The organism is Sulfitobacter rhodophyticola (genome assembly GCF_041281685.2).
GTDB lineage: Bacteria > Pseudomonadota > Alphaproteobacteria > Rhodobacterales > Rhodobacteraceae > Sulfitobacter.
In genome coordinates this window covers 1,992,600-2,008,419 of the sequence record NZ_CP166251.2, presented here as the reverse complement: position 1 = coordinate 2,008,419, position 15,820 = coordinate 1,992,600, and the positions used below count along the sequence as shown (strand labels likewise).

The following is a 15,820-nucleotide window of genomic DNA, read 5'->3' as shown; positions in this document are numbered from 1 at the left end:
CTGTCAGATACTCACTCTCTCACGCTTGACCACATCGCCGCCGCGATGGCGCCTGATCTGGGCAACATCGCTATCGGCTTCAAGGGTCATCATCAGGCCGTGAAGATGCGCCACGTCCCTGAAAGACACATAGATCAGAAGTCGGTAAAAGTCAGGTTTGCGCTCAATAAACTCAAGATCTGAGATATTGGCCGACGCCTCACCGATCAAGGTGCAGATCCGCCCAAGGTTGCCCGTCCCATTGCTCAGCGTCAGGTCAATGACCGCGTCATAGACCGCCGGATGGGTGCCGTCATGCCAGCGCAGATCGATCCAGCGTTCCGGCTGATCCTCGTAGGCACTCAGCTTGTCGCAATCAATCGCATGAACGGTCACGCCCTTGCCCTTGAAGGTGATGCCAACGATGCGTTCGCCGGGCAGCGGATGACAACAGGTGCCCCGGTCAAACGACTGGCCCGGCTCCAACCCGACCACGGCTTCCTGCGCGCTGATCTGATCGCTCTTGCGGGGGGCCAGATCGGCATAGACGGCCTGCACGACCTCGCGGCCGGTCAATTCGGAACTGCCCAGTTGCGCCAGCAGGTCCTCCACGCTTTCCAGTCGCATGTTCTTGCAGGCGGTGCGCAACGCCTTGTCTGTCGCCTTGCGGCCCACCTGCGCAAAGGCCGACCGTGCCAATTCCTGACCCAGCTTCACGAAACGCGCCTTGTCCACCGCGCGCAACGACCGCCGGATCGCGCTTTTCGCTTTGCCGGTGGTGGCGATGTCCAGCCAGGTCACTTGCGGGGTCTGGCCTTCGGCGCTGATGATCTCGATGCTTTGACCATTCTTCACACGTGTCCACAGCGGCACGCGCATCCCGTCCACCTTGGCCCCGACGCAGGCATTGCCGATGCGGGTGTGAATGGCATAGGCAAAATCAATCGGCGTCGCCCCGCGCGGCAACTTCACCACGTCGCCCTTGGGGGTAAAGCAGAACACCTGGTCGGCGTACATCTCAAGCTTGACGGCTTCCAGGAAATCCTCGTGATCTTCCTCGGCGTCGAATTGTTCGGTCAGTTGCGAAATCCACTTGGCGGGATCGACGGCAAAGGGGTTCTGCGCGCGCACCCCGTCGCGGTAGGACCAATGCGCGGCCACGCCGCTTTCAGCCACATCGTGCATCTGGCGGGTCCTGATCTGCACTTCGACCCGCTTGCCGTCGCGACCCGACACGGTGGTGTGGATCGACCGATACCCGTTGGACTTCGGCTGGCTGATGTAATCCTTGAACCGCCCCGGCACCGCGCGCCAGCGCTGGTGGATCGCGCCCAGCGACTGGTAACAATCCTCTTCCGACCGGGTGATGATGCGAAAGCCGTAGATATCGCTGAGCCGCGAAAAGCTGAGCTCCTTTTCCTGCATCTTGCGCCAGATCGAATAGGGTTTCTTGGCGCGCCCGAACACCTCCGCCTCGACGCCCGCGCGCTCAAGCTCGTGGCGCATGTCGGTTGTGATGCGCTGGATCACGTCGCCGCTTTCGCGTTGCAGGGTGATGAACCGTCGCATGATGCTGGCACGCCCCTCGGGGTTGAGCACCTTGAACGCGAGGTCTTCCAACTCCTCGCGCATCCACTGCATACCCATGCGGCCCGCCAAAGGCGCATAGATATCCATCGTTTCGCGCGCCTTCTTGCCCTGTTTTTCCTGCCGCATCGCCTTGATGGTGCGCATGTTGTGCAGCCGGTCGGCAAGCTTGACCAGAATGACCCGCAAATCCTTGGACATCGCCATGAACAGCTTGCGGAAATTCTCCGCCTGCTTGGTCTCGGTCGAATTCAGTTGCAGGTTGGTCAGCTTGGTGACCCCATCGACCAGTTCCGCCACCTCGCGGCCGAACTGCTTCTCCACTTCGGTGAAGGACGCCTTTGTGTCTTCGATGGTGTCGTGCAACAGCGCGGTGATGATCGTTGCATCATCCAGCTGCTGTTCCGTCAGGATCGCCGCAACCGCCACGGGATGCGTGAAATAGGGCTCGCCGGAATGGCGTTTCTGGCCCTTGTGCATCTCTGCACCAAATTCATACGCCGCCCGGATGAGCGGCGCGTTGGTTTTTGGATTGTAGGCCCTGACGAGGTCCAGCAGAGCATCAGCGCTGAAATCTGCCGTCTGCATGCTCCCTCGCCTTTCGGCCCTCCCGTCAGTGGCGTCAGCCCTGACCCTGCGCCGCCATCAACTGACGCAGCAACATCTCTTCGGACATGCTGTCTTCTTCGGGCTTGTCCTGCTCCTGCCCCATCAAAAGCGCCATTGCGTCCTCTTCGGGCTCGTCCACTTCGATCTGGCTCTGGTTGCTTTCGATCAGACGCTCGCGCAGGTCCTCGGCGGACTGTGTTTCGTCCGCGATTTCCCGCAGGGACACGACAGGGTTCTTGTCGTTGTCGCGGTCCACGGTGACGGGCGACCCGGCAGAGATTTCCCGCGCCCGGTGTGCGGCCAGCATCACCAGATCAAAACGGTTGGGAACTTTATCGACACAGTCTTCAACGGTCACGCGGGCCATGGAATACTCCAATTTCAGCAAATGCGGTCAGAAGACGGTTATCTAGGCCTGATTCTCCTGATTTACAAGCCGCTATTGCAACCTGACAACGCTGTCACGATCGGCCTGCGGCAGGGCGTCAAGCATCTGGGTGACGGTCCGGTTCAACAGCGGATGACACCAGTCCGCCGCAATATCGGCCAGCGGCACCAACACAAAGGCGCGGTCCTGCAGACGCGGATGCGGCAGGATCAGTTCGCCGGGTGCCTGCGCCATCTGCTCGGGCAGGGCCAGATTGCGCCATTTCGCATGGGTTTGCGCGTCCGGCACCACCAGATCATCGATGGCAATCAGGTCCAGATCAAGGGTCCGCTCCCCCCAGCGGGCGGTGCGAACGCGGCCCAGTTCGGCTTCGACGTCATGCAGCACGGTAAGGATGTCTCGCGGTGTGCCTGCAAGATTTAGCCACAATGCCATATTGACGAAATCAGGTCCGGTATCTGCAGGAAAGGCTGGTGTGCTATATAATCGGCTTTGACTGCGAATCACCGCACCCCTTTCAATCAGGCGTTGAAGCGCCAATTCAAGAGTTTCACTAGGTGTTCCGGCTGTTGACGTCAGGTTAGAACCAAGTGCGATAAGCACACGATTGTTGGTTTTGAGCGATCTACCGCCGTTTTCCCCGTGACCGAAGGCTTGCGACATGGTCAAAAATCCCTAGTGATGCGCCCAAATTAAGGGCGCGAGTTTTATTAACTGGTTTAATTTCACTCTCGGACACAACACATTTCCTCTATCTGCGGGCGCGATCTACGCCGAAAAGGATACACATGTTCTACAAAGATGAACGTCTGGCGCTGTTCATTGACGGCTCCAATCTCTATGCAGCGGCGAAGACACTTGGGTTTGATATCGACTACAAGCTGCTGCGGCAGGAATTCATGCGGCGCGGCAAATTGCTGCGCGCCTTCTACTACACGGCTCTTCTGGAAAATGACGAATATTCCCCGATCCGGCCGCTCGTGGACTGGCTGAACTACAACGGGTTCTCGATGGTGACCAAACCGGCCAAGGAGTATACCGACAGCATGGGCCGACGAAAGGTCAAGGGCAACATGGACATCGAACTGGCCGTGGACGCGATGGAACTTGCCCCCCATGTCGATCACATGGTGATCTTCTCGGGCGATGGCGATTTCCGGCCCTTGGTGGAAAGCCTGCAACGGCAGGGCGTCCGCGTCTCCGTGGTCTCCACCATCCGCAGCCAGCCGCCGATGATTTCCGATGATCTGCGCAGGCAGGCCGACAACTTCATTGAGCTGGAGGAACTGCGCGACGTCATCGGTCGCCCGCCCCGCGACGGCGGATCCGCACCTGACGCCCGCTAGGATCTGTGGTTCGCGATCCTGTCGGCGCAACGTGTCACCCAGAAAAGGCCGTCCCTGCCCCCCGCCCGGACGATGATCTCCCCCGTGGCCTCCCCAAGCAACCCCGGCACCGAGGCGCTTGTGGAAGAACACCTGTTAAAATATGACAAGATCCACGAAATTGCAGCCCGAAGGTGACATGCGCCGGTCAGGGTCTGGCAATCAGGTGTTTCACGTCACGCCAACTGGACCTTGGCGGATACAGGCACTACGTCTGTCGGAACGCAGGAGAACAAAATGACGAAACCGCCGCTGACCCTTTACCTTGCCGCGCCACGCGGGTTCTGCGCGGGCGTGGACCGGGCCATCAAGATCGTGGAGATGGCGCTGGAGAAATGGGGCGCGCCGGTCTTCGTGCGGCACGAAATCGTGCACAACAAATTCGTTGTCGACAGCCTGCGCGAAAAAGGTGCGGTGTTTGTCGAGGAACTGACCGAATGCCCCGACGACAGGCCCGTGATCTTCTCTGCCCATGGGGTGCCCAAATCGGTGCCGTCAGCGGCACAGGCGCGCAACATGATCTACGTCGATGCCACCTGCCCGCTGGTCTCCAAGGTGCATATCGAAGCACAGCGCCACGCCGACAACGGTTTGCAGATGATCATGATCGGCCACGCGGGCCACCCCGAAACCGTCGGCACCATGGGCCAACTGCCCGAAGGGGACGTACTGCTTGTCGAAACCGTCGAAGACGTGGCCTGCATCTCCGTGCGCGATCCCCAGCGGCTCGCCTATGTCACCCAGACCACCCTCAGCGTGGATGACACCGCCGACATCGTCGCAGCTCTTCAGGCGCGTTTTCCTGCCATTGTGGGACCGCACAAGGAAGACATCTGCTATGCCACCACCAACCGCCAGCACGCGGTCAAGGCAATGGCGCCCAAATGCGATGCCATGCTGGTGGTGGGCGCGCCCAACTCCTCCAACTCCCGACGTCTGGTCGAAGTCGGCACCCGCGCGGGCTGTCCCTATGCCCAACTGGTGCAGCGGGCCACCGACATCGACTGGCGCGCTCTGGACGGGATCACCAGCATCGGCATCACCGCAGGCGCATCCGCCCCCGAGGTGCTGATCGACGAAGTCATCGACGCCTTCCGGGCTCGCTATGACGTCACATCGCAAATGGTCGAAACCGCGGTAGAGAACGTCGAATTCAAGGTCCCCCGCGTCCTGCGCGCATCCGCCTGATCGCACGGCCCTTTACCGCGCCGAATCGCTGGCCTAGGTTGCATCCACGGCACCCGGGCGAAGGATTGCGCATGGATCCCCCTTCGGTCATTACCCCCCGGTCAAGGCCGACACGCGCGTGACCAGAAGGACCACAGAAGAATGAGCCGCATCCCCGCCCCCGCCCTGCTGCTCGGCATTGCCGGGCTGACCCCTTTCGTCTGGGCCGCCCTGCTGATCCTCGGGTTGTCCGGCGGACAGGAAGCCAACCTGCCCCCCGTGCTTTCAGGCGATGGTCGGCTGATCATGATCCGCTATGGCGGCATCATCCTGCCCTTCATGTCCGGCGTGCTCTGGGGCTTTGCCACCACGGCCACGGGCGGGCGCGCGATTGCCGCCTACGGGCTATCGGTCCTGCCGGCCCTGTGGTGGTTCTTCATGCCCGGCACCGGCCCGGTCAGCGCGCTGACCAACCTGGCGACCGGTTTTCTGGCAGTGTTGATCCTTGATTTCTTCTTCCAGCGCTGGGGCCTGACGCCCGCGTGGTGGATGACCCTGCGGATCCAGTTGACCGTGATGGTCCTCGCCTGCCTCGCCATCGGGATCTGGGTATGACCGATCCTGAAACCCTTGCCGTCTATGCTGCCAAGGTCGACGAATACAATGCGCTGACGTCCTCTGGTGCGGCGCGCGACCCGCTGTTGCACGCCTTCCTCGCCGCCTTGCCGAAAGGGGCCGCCGTGCTGGATCTCGGCTGCGGTCCGGGCCACTCGGCGGCTGCCATGGCGCAGGCCGGGTGCGAAGTAACCGCGACGGACGCCGTGCCGGAAATGGTGGCACTTGCGGCGGAACACGACGGCGTCACCGCCCGCATCGCCACCTTCAATGACATCATCGAAACGGACGCCTACCATGGCATCTGGGCCAACTTCTGCTTGCTGCACGCCCCGCGCGCCGACATGCCCCGCCACCTTGCCGCGCTGCGCCGTGCAACCAAACCGCAGGGTATCCTGCACATCGCGCTGAAATCCGGCACCGGGGAAAAACGCGACCGCCTCGGGCGGTATTACACCTACTACACCGACGCGGAACTGACCGGGCTGCTGGCGAAAGCGGGCTTTACCGTGACCGACCGTGCCACGGGCCGCGAAAAAGGGCTCGACGGCGCGCCCGCCGACTGGATCGCGCTGCGCGCCCATGCCTGAACTTTTTGCCTACACCGATGGTGCCTGCTCCGGGAATCCCGGCCCCGGCGGCTGGGGCGCGCTGATGATCGCGCGCGACGGCGACAGGGTCATCAAGGAACGCGAACTCAAGGGCGGGGAGGCGGAAACCACCAACAACCGCATGGAACTGCTGGCCGCGATCCACGCGCTCGAAACGCTCGACCGCCCGACAAAAATCACGATCGTGACCGACAGCAACTACGTCAAGAACGGCATCACCGGCTGGATCTTCGGCTGGAAGAAGAACGGCTGGAAGAATGCCGCGAAAAAGCCGGTGAAGAACGCGGAACTGTGGAAACGGCTGGATCAGGCCACCGCCCAGCATGATGTCACATGGGAATGGGTCAAAGGCCACGCAGGCCACCCCGAAAACGAACGCGCCGATGCGCTGGCCCGCGCTGGCATGGCGCCCTTCAAACCCAAATGACCCTCGTTGATCTTCTTGACTACGGCTCCGTGCTGATCTTCGCGCTGACCGGCGCGCTGGTCGCCAGCCGCGCGCAACTCGACCTCGTCGGCTTCGCCTTCATCGCCAGCCTCACCGCATTGGGCGGCGGCACCACCCGCGACGTGCTGCTGGACCGCAACCCGATCTTCTGGATCGCCAACCCCACCTACCTCGCCGTTGCCGCAGGCGCCGCGCTCACCGTCTTCTTCACCGCCCACCTGCTCGAAAGCCGCTACCGCGCGCTGATCTGGCTCGACAGCTTCGCGCTCGCCATCGCCGTTGCGGCGGGCGCAGGCGTTGCCATCGCGCTGGATCAATCGGCCGTCATCGTGATCCTGATGGGCATGATCACCGGATGCATGGGCGGGTTGATGCGCGATGTGGTGGTGGGACAGGTCCCGCTTGTCCTGCAACAGGGCGAACTCTACGTCACCGCCGCCTTCGCCGGTGCCGCCACCGCCGCGCTCGCGCGGTTCTTCAGCCTCGACACCACCCTCGCGCTGCTGGGCTGCGCCGCCATCTGCTGGACCCTGCGTGCAGGCTCACTGGCCTTCGGCTGGCACCTGCCCGTCTACAAAAGCACCCCACCCAAGACATAAAGCGCCGCGCCCTGTCTCTTTTTGGCTCTAAATACCCGCCGAAGGCCATGGCCCTTCGGGCCATTCAACCTCATCGCCGCCAGTGAAACGGCACGATGATCAGCGCTCCGATCGAAGACACGATGGCGTTCATCCCCGGCGACGCAAATCCGAACCCGAACATGATGCGGATGAAATAGAACAGGAACGCCCCGCCCACGCAGATAATGATCGACTGGATATAGCCGTTGTGCGTCCAGCCTGTCTTCTCGGAGGCATAGCCGATGATCCCGGCAATCACGACCGTCCCGAACAGCGTCAAAAACATCGCACTCTCCTCAATCCAGCCGCGCGCCGCGCGCAATCTGCGCGCCGCGTTGAAATACATCCGCATCCTGCGCCGCCTTGCCCGCCCGTTGCAAGCGCGTCAGCCGCACCGCCCCTGCGCCGCACGCCACACGCAAGGCATCGTCCAACACTTCCCCCGGCGCGCCATCGCCCGCATCCAGCACAGACCCCAGCGCTTTCACCCGTGCGCCGTCCTGCTCGAACCAGGCCCCCGGAAAAGGCGACAGCCCCCGGATCAGCCGATCCACCTCTACGGCATCCCGCGTCCAGTCGATCCGCGCCTCGGCCTTGTCGATCTTGGCGGCATAGGTCACGCCTTCGTCCGGCTGCGGCACGGGCGTCAGATCACCCAGCGCCTCCAGCGCCCGCACCACTGCATCCGCACCCATCACGCTCAGCCGGTCGTGCAGGTCCGCCGTGGTTTCCGCCGCCCCAATCGCTGTCTCCTCGCGCAGCAACACCGGCCCGGTGTCGAGCCCCGCGTCCATCTGCATGATGCACACGCCCGTTTTGGCATCCCCCGCCATGATCGCCCGGTGGATCGGCGCCGCCCCACGCCAGCGCGGCAAAAGGCTCGCATGGATATTCAGACACCCGTGTTTCGGCGCGTCCAACACCGCTTGCGGCAGGATCAGACCATAGGCCACGACAACCGCCACATCCGCATCCAGTGCTGCAAATTCCGCCTGCGCTTCCGGCGACTTCAGGGACACCGGATACCGCACGTCCAGCCCCAGCGCCTGCGCCCGCGCCTGCACCGGGCTGGGCCGTTCCTTCTGCCCGCGCCCGGCAGGGCGGGGCGGCTGGCAATAGACGGCAGCAACTTCGTGCCCCGCCTCGACCAGCGCCACCAACACCGGCACGGAGAAATCAGGCGTTCCCATGAACACAACCCGCATCAGCCCACCTTCCGCGCGCGGCGTAGCAGCATGTCGCGCTTCACCTTGCTGAGCCGGTCGAAGTACATCTTCCCCGCCAGATGGTCGATCTGGTGCTGCACGCTTGTCGCCTCCAGCCCCACGAAATCGCGCCGCGTCACCGTGCCGGTTTCATCCAGATACCGCACCGTCACCGCACGCGGGCGCGTCACCTTGGCAGAAACCCCCGGCAGGTTCGGACTGCCTTCTTCATACACGTTCATCTTGACGGAGCTTTCGAGGATCACCGGATTGGCCAGGTAAATCCGCTTGTTGCGCTCCGCACTGGCATCCACCACCGCAACCTGCTGCATCACGCCGATCTGACAGGCCGCGAGCCCGACACCCGGCATCGCATCCATCGTATCGACCATATCGGCCCAGAGCGCGCGGGTCTCGTCCGTTACCTCCGCCACCACCGCACAGGGCGTGCGCAAACGCTTGTCGGGCCATGGAATGAACCGCCGCACGGTCATTGCGCGGCATACTCCGCCATCAGCGCCGCCCGCGCATCGGCACCCAGATGATCGAATGTTACAACCCCGTCCAGATGGTCCAGCTCATGCTGCACGCAAGCCGCCGCGAACCCATCAAAGCTTTGCACGTACCGCGCGCCATTTATCCCGGTCCAGACCATCTGCACCTGCGCGGGGCGGCTGACCTCGGCCAGCACGCCGGGGATGCTCAAGCATCCTTCCTCACCGGTCGCGCGGTCCTCGCTCACCTCCTGCAACATCGGGTTGATGCAGACCAGCGGATCGGATTTCCCTTCCTTCCAGCCAACATCCATCACGAACAACCGCTGCAAAACCCCAACCTGCGGTGCGGCCAAGCCGCGCCCGGGTGCGGCATACATCGTCTCCAGCATATCGGCGGCAAGGGTTTCGATCTCCGGCGTGATTGCCTCCACGGGGACACAGGTCTGCGTCAGGCGCGGATCGGGCCACAGGACAATCTCCCGCACGCTCATCCGCGCGCCAGTTCGCGTTTCAGCTTGACCATCTTGCGGGTGATCAACTGCCGCTTGAGCGGCTTGAGGTAGTCGATGAACAACTTGCCATCCAGATGGTCGATTTCGTGCTGCACGCAGGTGGCCCAAAGCCCGTCAAAGCGTTCTTCCTGCGCGTTTCCGTCCCGGTCGATCCAATGCACGTCAACCTCTGCGGGGCGGGTCACATCGGCGTATTGGTCGGGGATGCTCAGGCAGCCTTCCTCATAGGTGTTCTCGGTATCCGAGGATGCGATCACCTGCGGATTGAACATGACCAACGGGCGCGGCTTTGCACCTTCTTCCTTCACGCAATCCAGCACGATCAACCGCTGCAAAACACCGACCTGCGGGGCGGCCAACCCGATGCCGGGGGCTTCGTACATGGTCTTGAGCATATCGTCGGCCAGCGTGCGCAACTCATCGCTGAGGTCGTCAACCGGCTGGGCCGTCTTTTTCAGACGTGGATCGGGGTGCAAAAGGATCGTGCGCTTCATGGGGCTGATGTAAGTCAACCCGCCACCCCGTGCAACCGGGGCCTTGCGGCTGGCGCGCATCGGATTAGGTTGCGGCAGAACGATCAGGAGACCTTCATGAGTTTTGACGAGATCATCGACCGCCGTGGCACCCATTGCGCCAAGTGGGACAAGATGGAGCCGATTTACGGCGTCCCCGCGGATACCGGTCTGGCGATGTGGGTGGCCGACATGGATTTCCGCCCGCCGCAGGTCATACAGGACGCGGTGCAAGCGGTCGTGGATCACGGGTTCTACGGATACTTCGGCGATGACGGCGATTACCTGAACGCCATCCAGTGGTGGATGGAAAACCGCCACGGCTGGACCGTGCAGCCCGAATGGGTCTTCACGACGCATGGGCTGGTCAATGGCGCGGCGCTTTGCGTGGATGCCTTCACCGCACCCGGGGACGGCGTGGTGCTGTTCACGCCAGTCTATCACGCCTTCGCCAAGGTGATCAAAGCCGCGCATCGCACCGCCGTGGAGTGCGCGATGCCGCAGGTGGATGGCAGATACGTCATGGATTTCGACGCCTGGGATGCGCAGATGACCGGGACGGAAAGGATGCTGATCCTGTGTTCGCCGCACAACCCCGGCGGCCGCGTCTGGACCCGCGACGAACTGCAGGGGGTGGCGGATTTTGCCAGGCGGCACGATCTGATCCTGGTGTCGGATGAAATTCACCACGACATCGTCATGCCCGGCAATACCCATATTCCCATGGCCCATATCGACGGGATCGCCGACCGGCTGGTGATGATGACCGCCACCACCAAGACCTTCAGCATCGCGGGCAGCCATGTGGGCAACGTGATCATCGAAGACCCGCAATTGCGGGCACGGTTCGGCGCGCGGATGATGGCGCTGGGGCTGTCGCCCAACTCCTTTGGCCTGTTCATGGCCACCGCCGCCTATTCGCCCGAGGGCGCGGCGTGGGCCGATGAACTGGTCACCTACCTGCAAGGCAATGCGCAGATGTTTGACAGCGCCATCAACGCCATTCCCGGCCTGCGGTCGATGACGCTTCAGGCGACCTACCTCAGCTGGGTGGATTTCGACGGCACCGGCATGGACCGGGCGGAGGTCACCCGCCGGATCGAGCAGGACGCGCAGATTGCCACGAACCATGGCCCCACCTTCGGCAAGGGCGGGGAAAGCTTCATGCGGTTCAACATCGCCACGCCCCGCGCGCGGGTGGAGGAGGCGTGCGAACGGCTCACCAAGGCGTTTGGTGACCTGCAATAGCAGCCTGACAGTGCCGGGATACCCCAAGCTTGCAGCGCTTGCTATTGTGCGGCAGGACGACAGGCTTTTGCTGGTGCAACGGCGCAACCCACCGGATGCGGGCCTTTGGGGGTTTCCGGGTGGCCATGTGGAGGTGGGCGAAACCGCGATGGCCGCCGCCGCGCGTGAACTTCTGGAGGAAACCGGCGTCACCGCGCACCCCGAAACCTATCTGACCAACATCGATGTCATTTTGCGGGATGACAACGGGGCTTTGCAGTTTCACTTCCTGCTGGCGGCGGTCCTGTGCCGCTTCGGCTCCGGTGAGGCGGTGGCAAGCGATGACGTGAGCGATACGGGCTGGTACACGCTGAACGACATCATCACCGGGCGTCTGAAGTGCAGCGCCCATGTGGCAGACGTGGCCCGTATGGCGCTGGACCGGTGATGGATTTCCGCGCAAAATGTCGATCTGTCCCCGCGGGGACAGCCGTTAACCTTTTGTTACTGATGCAGAAACAAGGGGCTGCGCGGCGTTCTTCAGGTTAACGCCGGACGAGGCAACCGCAGTACATCCACCTTCGGCTCCTGCACGAAATCAAGTGCGGCTTCCGTGGCCACCGGCGTGGCCCGCTTGAAGTCATAGCACATCACACCCGGTTCTTCGCGGCTGGCCACGATCAGACATTGAAACAGATGGTGGGACCCGTCGAAGACATCGACCAGACCGCGCAGGCGCGGCGCATCGGCCAGATCAATGGCAAAACCGGATTTCCACATCCGCTCCACCCCGAAGACCTTGCCACCTGCCAGCGCGCGCAACCGCGACTTCTTCTGCATGGTCATCCGGCGCGCGGTATCCAATGCGTCGCTCAACTCCTTCGAAAAGGTCGTTTCCATGTGCAGTACCCCCGCGACAGGAAATGCGCCATCAAGGCGCAGAGTCAACGCGATTCCGGGCCTGTCGTCATATTCCTGTGCATCAGCGCAGGGCGGATGCGCTGCCACGCTTATGGGCAGACACACGGCACTGGCCTAGGTACAGTCTGACGCAGGACATGGGAGCGATCAAAATGGGCCTTCTGGTAGACGGGAAATGGCACGACACCTGGTATGACACCTCCAAAAGCGGCGGCAAGTTCGAGCGCGCGGCGGCCAAGTTCCGCAATTGGGTGACAGCGGACGGCAGCGCCGGGCCATCGGGACGTGGCGGGTTTCAGGCCGCGTCCGGGCGTTACCACCTGTTTGTCAGCTATGCCTGCCCCTGGGCGCACAGGACGCTGATCTTTCGCCAGATCAAGGGCCTTGCCCCGCATATCGGCGTGTCCGTGGTGCATCCAGACATGATGTCGGACGGCTGGACCTTTGACACCGATTTCGATGGGGCCACCGGGGACACCCTGTTTGGCCTGCCCTTCGCGCGCGACATCTATACTCGCGCCGATCCCGCATTCTCCGGCCGGGTGACGGTGCCGATCCTGTGGGACACGCAGGAAAACACCATCGTCTCCAACGAAAGCTCTGAAATCATCCGCATGTTCAACAGCGCCTTCGACGGGCTGACGGGAAACACGGTTGACTATTGGCCCGAGGACCTGCGCGCCGCCATCGAACCCGTGAACGACCGCGTTTATGACACCTTCAACAACGGCGTCTATCGCTGCGGCTTTGCCACCACGCAGGAGGCGTACGACGAGGCGGTCGGGCCCCTGTTCGACACACTCGACTGGATCGAGGACCGGCTGTCGCAGAACCGCTATCTGATGGGCGGCGCGCTGACCGAAGCGGATTGGCGGCTGTTCCCGACGCTGGTGCGGTTCGACCCGGTCTATCACCTGCATTTCAAATGCAACCGCAGGCGCATCATCGACTACCCCAACCTGTGGGGCTACACCCGCGAATTGTACCAGCGTCCCGGCGTGGCGGAGACAGTGCATTTCGACCACATCGTGCGGCACTATCATTACAGTCACGACAGCATCAATCCGCACCGGATCATCCCGATCAATCCGGTTCTGGATTTCAACGCACCACACGGGCGCGGCACGTCCTAGGGCGCGTCGGCGCCATAGTGTTCGATCATCGCGGCCAGATCTTCTGGCGCGGTGTCGCTGGGCAGAAACGCGCGGGCGTTGGCCGAATGGGCAAAGATCGACCCATCCGAAAAGAAGCTTGTGTTGGTCACGAAGACAACCCGCGCGTCCGGCCGACGGTAATTGGCATAATCCGCCACGGTCAAGGCCGCGCCTTCTTCAAGCACCAGATCCAGCACGATAATGTCGGTGGGATGGCTGCCCAGATGGGTAATCGCGTCTTCCTGCCCGCCAACAAGTGTCACGTCCATTCCCTGTCGGTCCAGGTGACGTTTCCAGAGTGTGCCAAGCTCTCTCTGGCTTTCGACAATCAAAACATTCATAAAATAGCCCCTGGCGAGCCAAACATGACGCAGCCGAAATATCTGGCGTCCCTCAACCCGCAGTTTAAAAGCTTACGCACAAATTAACTTCTCACTCAACCTCGTTGCTTGCGCAGGGGCCGATTTTCAGCTTTGTGCACAATTGCTACGCAAATACGGAGTGTCAGGTGAGCCAGCACGGCGAAAGGGATCATGGCGGCGGGCTGGATGCCGCCGCGCGCCTTTATGGTGGTGATCGTCAGGCGTGGCTTGACCTGTCGACCGGGATCAATCCGGTGCCCTACCCGATGCCTGCGCTGTCCCCCGATGCCTGGACGGCGCTGCCCGACAGTGCCGCGCGGGAAGGGCTGATCACCGCCGCACGGGCGTTCTGGCAGGTGCCGGACGGTTGCGCCGTATTGCCGGTGCCGGGGGCCTCCGCCGCGATTGCACAGATCCCCGGCCTGATGCCTGCGGGCCGCGTTCACATCCCCCGCCCCACCTACAATGAACATGCCGCCAGTTTCGCGCAGGCGGGCTGGGAGATTGTGGATGCAGCGCCGGGGGCGGATGCCAGTGTGCATGTCCATCCCAACAATCCCGACGGGCGTATGTGGGAAGATGGCGATCTGACAGGACCCCTGCGGATCATCGATGAAAGCTTTTGCGACATCGCACCGGAACAGAGCCTGATGCAGCAGGCCGGGGTGCCGGGCACGCTGATCCTGAAAAGTTTTGGCAAGTTCTGGGGCCTGGCGGGGCTGCGGCTGGGATTCGTGATCGGGGATCCGGGGCTGGTCGCACAGCTTGAAGCGCGGCAGGGGCCATGGGCCGTGGCCGGACCCGCGCTGCAGATCGGGCGCGCGGCGCTGGCGGATGCGGATTGGGCGGTTGGAACGCGGGCGCGGTTGGCTGCGGATGCGCACAGGCTGGACGCCATGATGCAGGACGCGGGTGCGGCGCAGGTCGGGGGTACACCGCTGTTTCGGCTTTTCGACGTGGCCCAGGCCGCCGATTGGCAGGACCGGCTGGCCCGGCATCACATCTGGAGCCGTGTCTTTCCCTACAATCCCCGCTGGCTGCGCCTTGGGTTGCCGGGGCCGGAGGGGTGGGAACGGCTGTCCCGTGCGCTGTCGACATGAACACCGCGCTGATCCTTGTGCTGGCCCTTGTGCTGGATGCCGCGATGGGCGAACCACGCTGGCTGTGGCAGCGTCTGCCGCATCCTGCGGTGCTGATGGGGCGGCTGATCGGATGGGCGGACAGGCGGTTCAATGAAGGCCCTGCGCGGCAGGCAAAGGGGTTGATCACGCTGCTGGGGTTGATGGCCGCGGCGGGGCTGGTCGGAGGGCTGTTGTCGTTGTTCGGGGCCGTGGTGGAGATCGCGGTCGCCGCCATCCTGCTGGCACAACGGTCGCTGGTGGATCACGTCGCCGCCGTGGCGCGGGGGTTGCGCATGTCGCTGCAACAGGGCCGTCGCGATGTGGCGATGATCGTCAGTCGGGACACGGGCGCGATGGACACCTCCGCCGTCGCCCGTTCGGCCATTGAGAGTGCGGCGGAAAACCTCAGCGATGGGGTGGTCGCGCCTGCGTTCTGGTTCCTTGTCGGCGGGTTGCCCGGGATGCTGGTCTACAAGGTGGTGAACACCGCTGACAGCATGATCGGCTACCGCACGCCCCGGCATGAGGCATTTGGCTGGGCGGCGGCCCGGATGGATGACGTGCTGAACTGGATACCGGCGCGGTTGACGGCGGTGCTGATCGCGCTGCCCGCCGGGTTGCTGGGCGACTGGTCCGCGATCCGCGCGGATGCGCGGCTGCACCGCTCCCCGAATGCCGGGTGGCCCGAAGCGGCGATGGGGCGCGCCATCGCGGTGGCCCTTGCCGGGCCGCGCGCCTATGATGGCGTGATGCAATCGTTTCCCTGGGTGAACCCGCAGGGCAAACGGGTGCTGACGCCCGCCGACATTGATGCCGCCATCGCCCGCCTGTGGCAGGCCTGGGGGATCATGCTGGCGCTGGCGGTTTTGGCGGGTCTTTTTTGAGGATGTGAAAAGTCAT

At 63.0% G+C, this 15,820-nt stretch carries 21 protein-coding genes; 11 read left to right on the top strand and 10 right to left on the bottom strand.

The genetic code is table 11. The features are described 5' to 3' along the window. Positions 1 to 3: 3 nt before the first annotated feature. From AB4X18_RS10910 to folK, 3 genes are all read right to left on the bottom strand, one after another. Complete coding sequence (locus AB4X18_RS10910) at positions 4 to 2,154, bottom strand: RelA/SpoT family protein (RefSeq protein WP_370400104.1); 2,151 nt, start codon at positions 2,152 to 2,154, stop codon at positions 4 to 6. 34 nt (positions 2,155 to 2,188) lie between these two features. Continuing rightward, a complete protein-coding gene (gene rpoZ, locus AB4X18_RS10905; protein WP_370400103.1) occupies positions 2,189 to 2,542 on the bottom strand; it encodes a DNA-directed RNA polymerase subunit omega in 354 nt (117 codons plus the stop codon). Positions 2,543 to 2,614: 72 nt separating this feature from the next. Continuing rightward, a complete protein-coding gene (gene folK, locus AB4X18_RS10900) occupies positions 2,615 to 3,226 on the bottom strand; it encodes a 2-amino-4-hydroxy-6-hydroxymethyldihydropteridine diphosphokinase (protein ID WP_370400102.1) in 612 nt (203 codons plus the stop codon). Positions 3,227 to 3,351: 125 nt separating this feature from the next. On the opposite strand from folK, the gene AB4X18_RS10895 reads away from it, so the two are divergent. The 6 genes from AB4X18_RS10895 to AB4X18_RS10870 all read left to right on the top strand — a co-directional run bounded on the left by AB4X18_RS10895 (position 3,352) and on the right by AB4X18_RS10870 (position 7,388). Further along, positions 3,352 to 3,909 (top strand): NYN domain-containing protein, encoded by a 558-nt coding sequence (locus AB4X18_RS10895; RefSeq protein ID WP_370400101.1) that lies wholly within the window; start codon positions 3,352 to 3,354, stop codon positions 3,907 to 3,909. A gap of 276 nt (positions 3,910 to 4,185) precedes the next feature. After that, positions 4,186 to 5,136, top strand: coding sequence for a 4-hydroxy-3-methylbut-2-enyl diphosphate reductase (gene ispH, locus AB4X18_RS10890; protein WP_370400100.1), 951 nt, complete (start codon positions 4,186 to 4,188; stop codon positions 5,134 to 5,136). Between the two features lie 141 nt (positions 5,137 to 5,277). Further along, positions 5,278 to 5,730: a DUF3429 domain-containing protein gene (locus AB4X18_RS10885; protein ID WP_370400099.1), complete on the top strand. Its 453-nt coding sequence runs from the start codon at positions 5,278 to 5,280 to the stop codon at positions 5,728 to 5,730. Beyond that, the gene (locus AB4X18_RS10880; protein WP_370400098.1) at positions 5,727 to 6,320 is read left to right on the top strand and encodes a class I SAM-dependent methyltransferase; all 594 of its coding nucleotides are present in this window, start codon (positions 5,727 to 5,729) and stop codon (positions 6,318 to 6,320) included. The genes AB4X18_RS10885 and AB4X18_RS10880 overlap by 4 nt, the downstream gene beginning before the upstream one ends. Further along, complete coding sequence (gene rnhA / locus AB4X18_RS10875) at positions 6,313 to 6,768, top strand: ribonuclease HI (RefSeq protein ID WP_370400097.1); 456 nt, start codon at positions 6,313 to 6,315, stop codon at positions 6,766 to 6,768. The genes AB4X18_RS10880 and rnhA overlap by 8 nt, the downstream gene beginning before the upstream one ends. After that, positions 6,765 to 7,388: a trimeric intracellular cation channel family protein gene (locus tag AB4X18_RS10870; protein WP_370400096.1), complete on the top strand. Its 624-nt coding sequence runs from the start codon at positions 6,765 to 6,767 to the stop codon at positions 7,386 to 7,388. The genes rnhA and AB4X18_RS10870 overlap by 4 nt, the downstream gene beginning before the upstream one ends. 70 nt (positions 7,389 to 7,458) lie before the next feature. On the opposite strand, the gene AB4X18_RS10865 is transcribed toward AB4X18_RS10870, so the two are convergent. Genes AB4X18_RS10865 through def (AB4X18_RS10845) form a run of 5 tightly spaced genes read right to left on the bottom strand, consistent with a single transcriptional unit; the run spans position 7,459 to position 10,117 of the window. Then, positions 7,459 to 7,695: a hypothetical protein gene (locus tag AB4X18_RS10865; protein ID WP_370400095.1), complete on the bottom strand. Its 237-nt coding sequence runs from the start codon at positions 7,693 to 7,695 to the stop codon at positions 7,459 to 7,461. Between the two features lie 10 nt (positions 7,696 to 7,705). After that, on the bottom strand, positions 7,706 to 8,614 hold the full coding sequence (gene fmt, locus AB4X18_RS10860; RefSeq protein WP_370400094.1) for a methionyl-tRNA formyltransferase: 909 nt from the start codon (positions 8,612 to 8,614) through the stop codon (positions 7,706 to 7,708). Further along, a complete protein-coding gene (gene def, locus AB4X18_RS10855; protein WP_370400093.1) occupies positions 8,614 to 9,108 on the bottom strand; it encodes a peptide deformylase in 495 nt (164 codons plus the stop codon). Before def (AB4X18_RS10855) ends, fmt begins: the two co-directional genes overlap by 1 nt. Continuing rightward, positions 9,105 to 9,602: a peptide deformylase gene (gene def, locus AB4X18_RS10850; RefSeq protein WP_370400092.1), complete on the bottom strand. Its 498-nt coding sequence runs from the start codon at positions 9,600 to 9,602 to the stop codon at positions 9,105 to 9,107. Before def (AB4X18_RS10850) ends, def (AB4X18_RS10855) begins: the two co-directional genes overlap by 4 nt. Continuing rightward, entirely contained in the window at positions 9,599 to 10,117 is a 519-nt protein-coding gene (def, locus tag AB4X18_RS10845) for a peptide deformylase (protein ID WP_370402615.1), read from the bottom strand. Before def (AB4X18_RS10845) ends, def (AB4X18_RS10850) begins: the two co-directional genes overlap by 4 nt. A 96-nt stretch (positions 10,118 to 10,213) precedes the next feature. Here def (AB4X18_RS10845) and AB4X18_RS10840 point away from each other — a divergent pair, with 96 nt between their 5' ends. Both AB4X18_RS10840 and AB4X18_RS10835 read left to right on the top strand, forming a co-directional pair. Further along, the gene (locus AB4X18_RS10840; protein WP_370400091.1) at positions 10,214 to 11,383 is read left to right on the top strand and encodes a MalY/PatB family protein; all 1,170 of its coding nucleotides are present in this window, start codon (positions 10,214 to 10,216) and stop codon (positions 11,381 to 11,383) included. Then, positions 11,370 to 11,810 carry an NUDIX hydrolase gene (locus AB4X18_RS10835; protein WP_370400090.1) on the top strand — a complete coding sequence of 147 codons (441 nt, stop codon included), beginning with the start codon at positions 11,370 to 11,372 and terminating at the stop codon, positions 11,808 to 11,810. Before AB4X18_RS10840 ends, AB4X18_RS10835 begins: the two co-directional genes overlap by 14 nt. 92 nt (positions 11,811 to 11,902) lie before the next feature. Here AB4X18_RS10835 and AB4X18_RS10830 read toward each other — a convergent pair whose 3' ends face one another. After that, positions 11,903 to 12,262 (bottom strand): hypothetical protein, encoded by a 360-nt coding sequence (locus AB4X18_RS10830; RefSeq protein ID WP_370400089.1) that lies wholly within the window; start codon positions 12,260 to 12,262, stop codon positions 11,903 to 11,905. Between the two features lie 173 nt (positions 12,263 to 12,435). Between AB4X18_RS10830 and AB4X18_RS10825 the strand changes: the two genes are divergently transcribed. Next, entirely contained in the window at positions 12,436 to 13,416 is a 981-nt protein-coding gene (locus AB4X18_RS10825; RefSeq protein ID WP_370402614.1) for a glutathione S-transferase family protein, read from the top strand. On the opposite strand, the gene AB4X18_RS10820 is transcribed toward AB4X18_RS10825, so the two are convergent. After that, the gene (locus AB4X18_RS10820; RefSeq protein WP_370400088.1) at positions 13,413 to 13,778 is read right to left on the bottom strand and encodes a response regulator transcription factor; all 366 of its coding nucleotides are present in this window, start codon (positions 13,776 to 13,778) and stop codon (positions 13,413 to 13,415) included. The two genes, AB4X18_RS10825 and AB4X18_RS10820, sit on opposite strands and share 4 nt — an antisense overlap. A 167-nt stretch (positions 13,779 to 13,945) precedes the next feature. On the opposite strand from AB4X18_RS10820, the gene AB4X18_RS10815 reads away from it, so the two are divergent. Beyond that, entirely contained in the window at positions 13,946 to 14,899 is a 954-nt protein-coding gene (locus AB4X18_RS10815) for a threonine-phosphate decarboxylase (RefSeq protein ID WP_370400087.1), read from the top strand. Then, positions 14,896 to 15,804 (top strand): adenosylcobinamide-phosphate synthase CbiB, encoded by a 909-nt coding sequence (gene cbiB / locus AB4X18_RS10810; protein ID WP_370400086.1) that lies wholly within the window; start codon positions 14,896 to 14,898, stop codon positions 15,802 to 15,804. The genes AB4X18_RS10815 and cbiB overlap by 4 nt, the downstream gene beginning before the upstream one ends. Positions 15,805 to 15,820: the final 16 nt, after the last annotated feature.

Coding starts and splice junctions, on each gene's coding strand:
- rpoZ (WP_370400103.1), bottom strand. CDS start 2,542: ATGGCCCGCGTGACCGTTGAAGACTGTGTCGATAAAGTTCCCAACCGT.
- AB4X18_RS10885 (WP_370400099.1), top strand. CDS start 5,278: ATGAGCCGCATCCCCGCCCCCGCCCTGCTGCTCGGCATTGCCGGGCTG.
- def (WP_370400092.1), bottom strand. CDS start 9,602: ATGAGCGTGCGGGAGATTGTCCTGTGGCCCGATCCGCGCCTGACGCAG.
- AB4X18_RS10865 (WP_370400095.1), bottom strand. CDS start 7,695: ATGTTTTTGACGCTGTTCGGGACGGTCGTGATTGCCGGGATCATCGGC.
- AB4X18_RS10910 (WP_370400104.1), bottom strand. CDS start 2,154: ATGCAGACGGCAGATTTCAGCGCTGATGCTCTGCTGGACCTCGTCAGG.
- rnhA (WP_370400097.1), top strand. CDS start 6,313: ATGCCTGAACTTTTTGCCTACACCGATGGTGCCTGCTCCGGGAATCCC.
- AB4X18_RS10895 (WP_370400101.1), top strand. CDS start 3,352: ATGTTCTACAAAGATGAACGTCTGGCGCTGTTCATTGACGGCTCCAAT.
- AB4X18_RS10825 (WP_370402614.1), top strand. CDS start 12,436: ATGGGCCTTCTGGTAGACGGGAAATGGCACGACACCTGGTATGACACC.
- ispH (WP_370400100.1), top strand. CDS start 4,186: ATGACGAAACCGCCGCTGACCCTTTACCTTGCCGCGCCACGCGGGTTC.
- folK (WP_370400102.1), bottom strand. CDS start 3,226: ATGTCGCAAGCCTTCGGTCACGGGGAAAACGGCGGTAGATCGCTCAAA.
- AB4X18_RS10880 (WP_370400098.1), top strand. CDS start 5,727: ATGACCGATCCTGAAACCCTTGCCGTCTATGCTGCCAAGGTCGACGAA.
- AB4X18_RS10870 (WP_370400096.1), top strand. CDS start 6,765: ATGACCCTCGTTGATCTTCTTGACTACGGCTCCGTGCTGATCTTCGCG.
- def (WP_370402615.1), bottom strand. CDS start 10,117: ATGAAGCGCACGATCCTTTTGCACCCCGATCCACGTCTGAAAAAGACG.
- AB4X18_RS10840 (WP_370400091.1), top strand. CDS start 10,214: ATGAGTTTTGACGAGATCATCGACCGCCGTGGCACCCATTGCGCCAAG.
- AB4X18_RS10820 (WP_370400088.1), bottom strand. CDS start 13,778: ATGAATGTTTTGATTGTCGAAAGCCAGAGAGAGCTTGGCACACTCTGG.
- def (WP_370400093.1), bottom strand. CDS start 9,108: ATGACCGTGCGGCGGTTCATTCCATGGCCCGACAAGCGTTTGCGCACG.
- cbiB (WP_370400086.1), top strand. CDS start 14,896: ATGAACACCGCGCTGATCCTTGTGCTGGCCCTTGTGCTGGATGCCGCG.
- fmt (WP_370400094.1), bottom strand. CDS start 8,614: ATGCGGGTTGTGTTCATGGGAACGCCTGATTTCTCCGTGCCGGTGTTG.
- AB4X18_RS10830 (WP_370400089.1), bottom strand. CDS start 12,262: ATGGAAACGACCTTTTCGAAGGAGTTGAGCGACGCATTGGATACCGCG.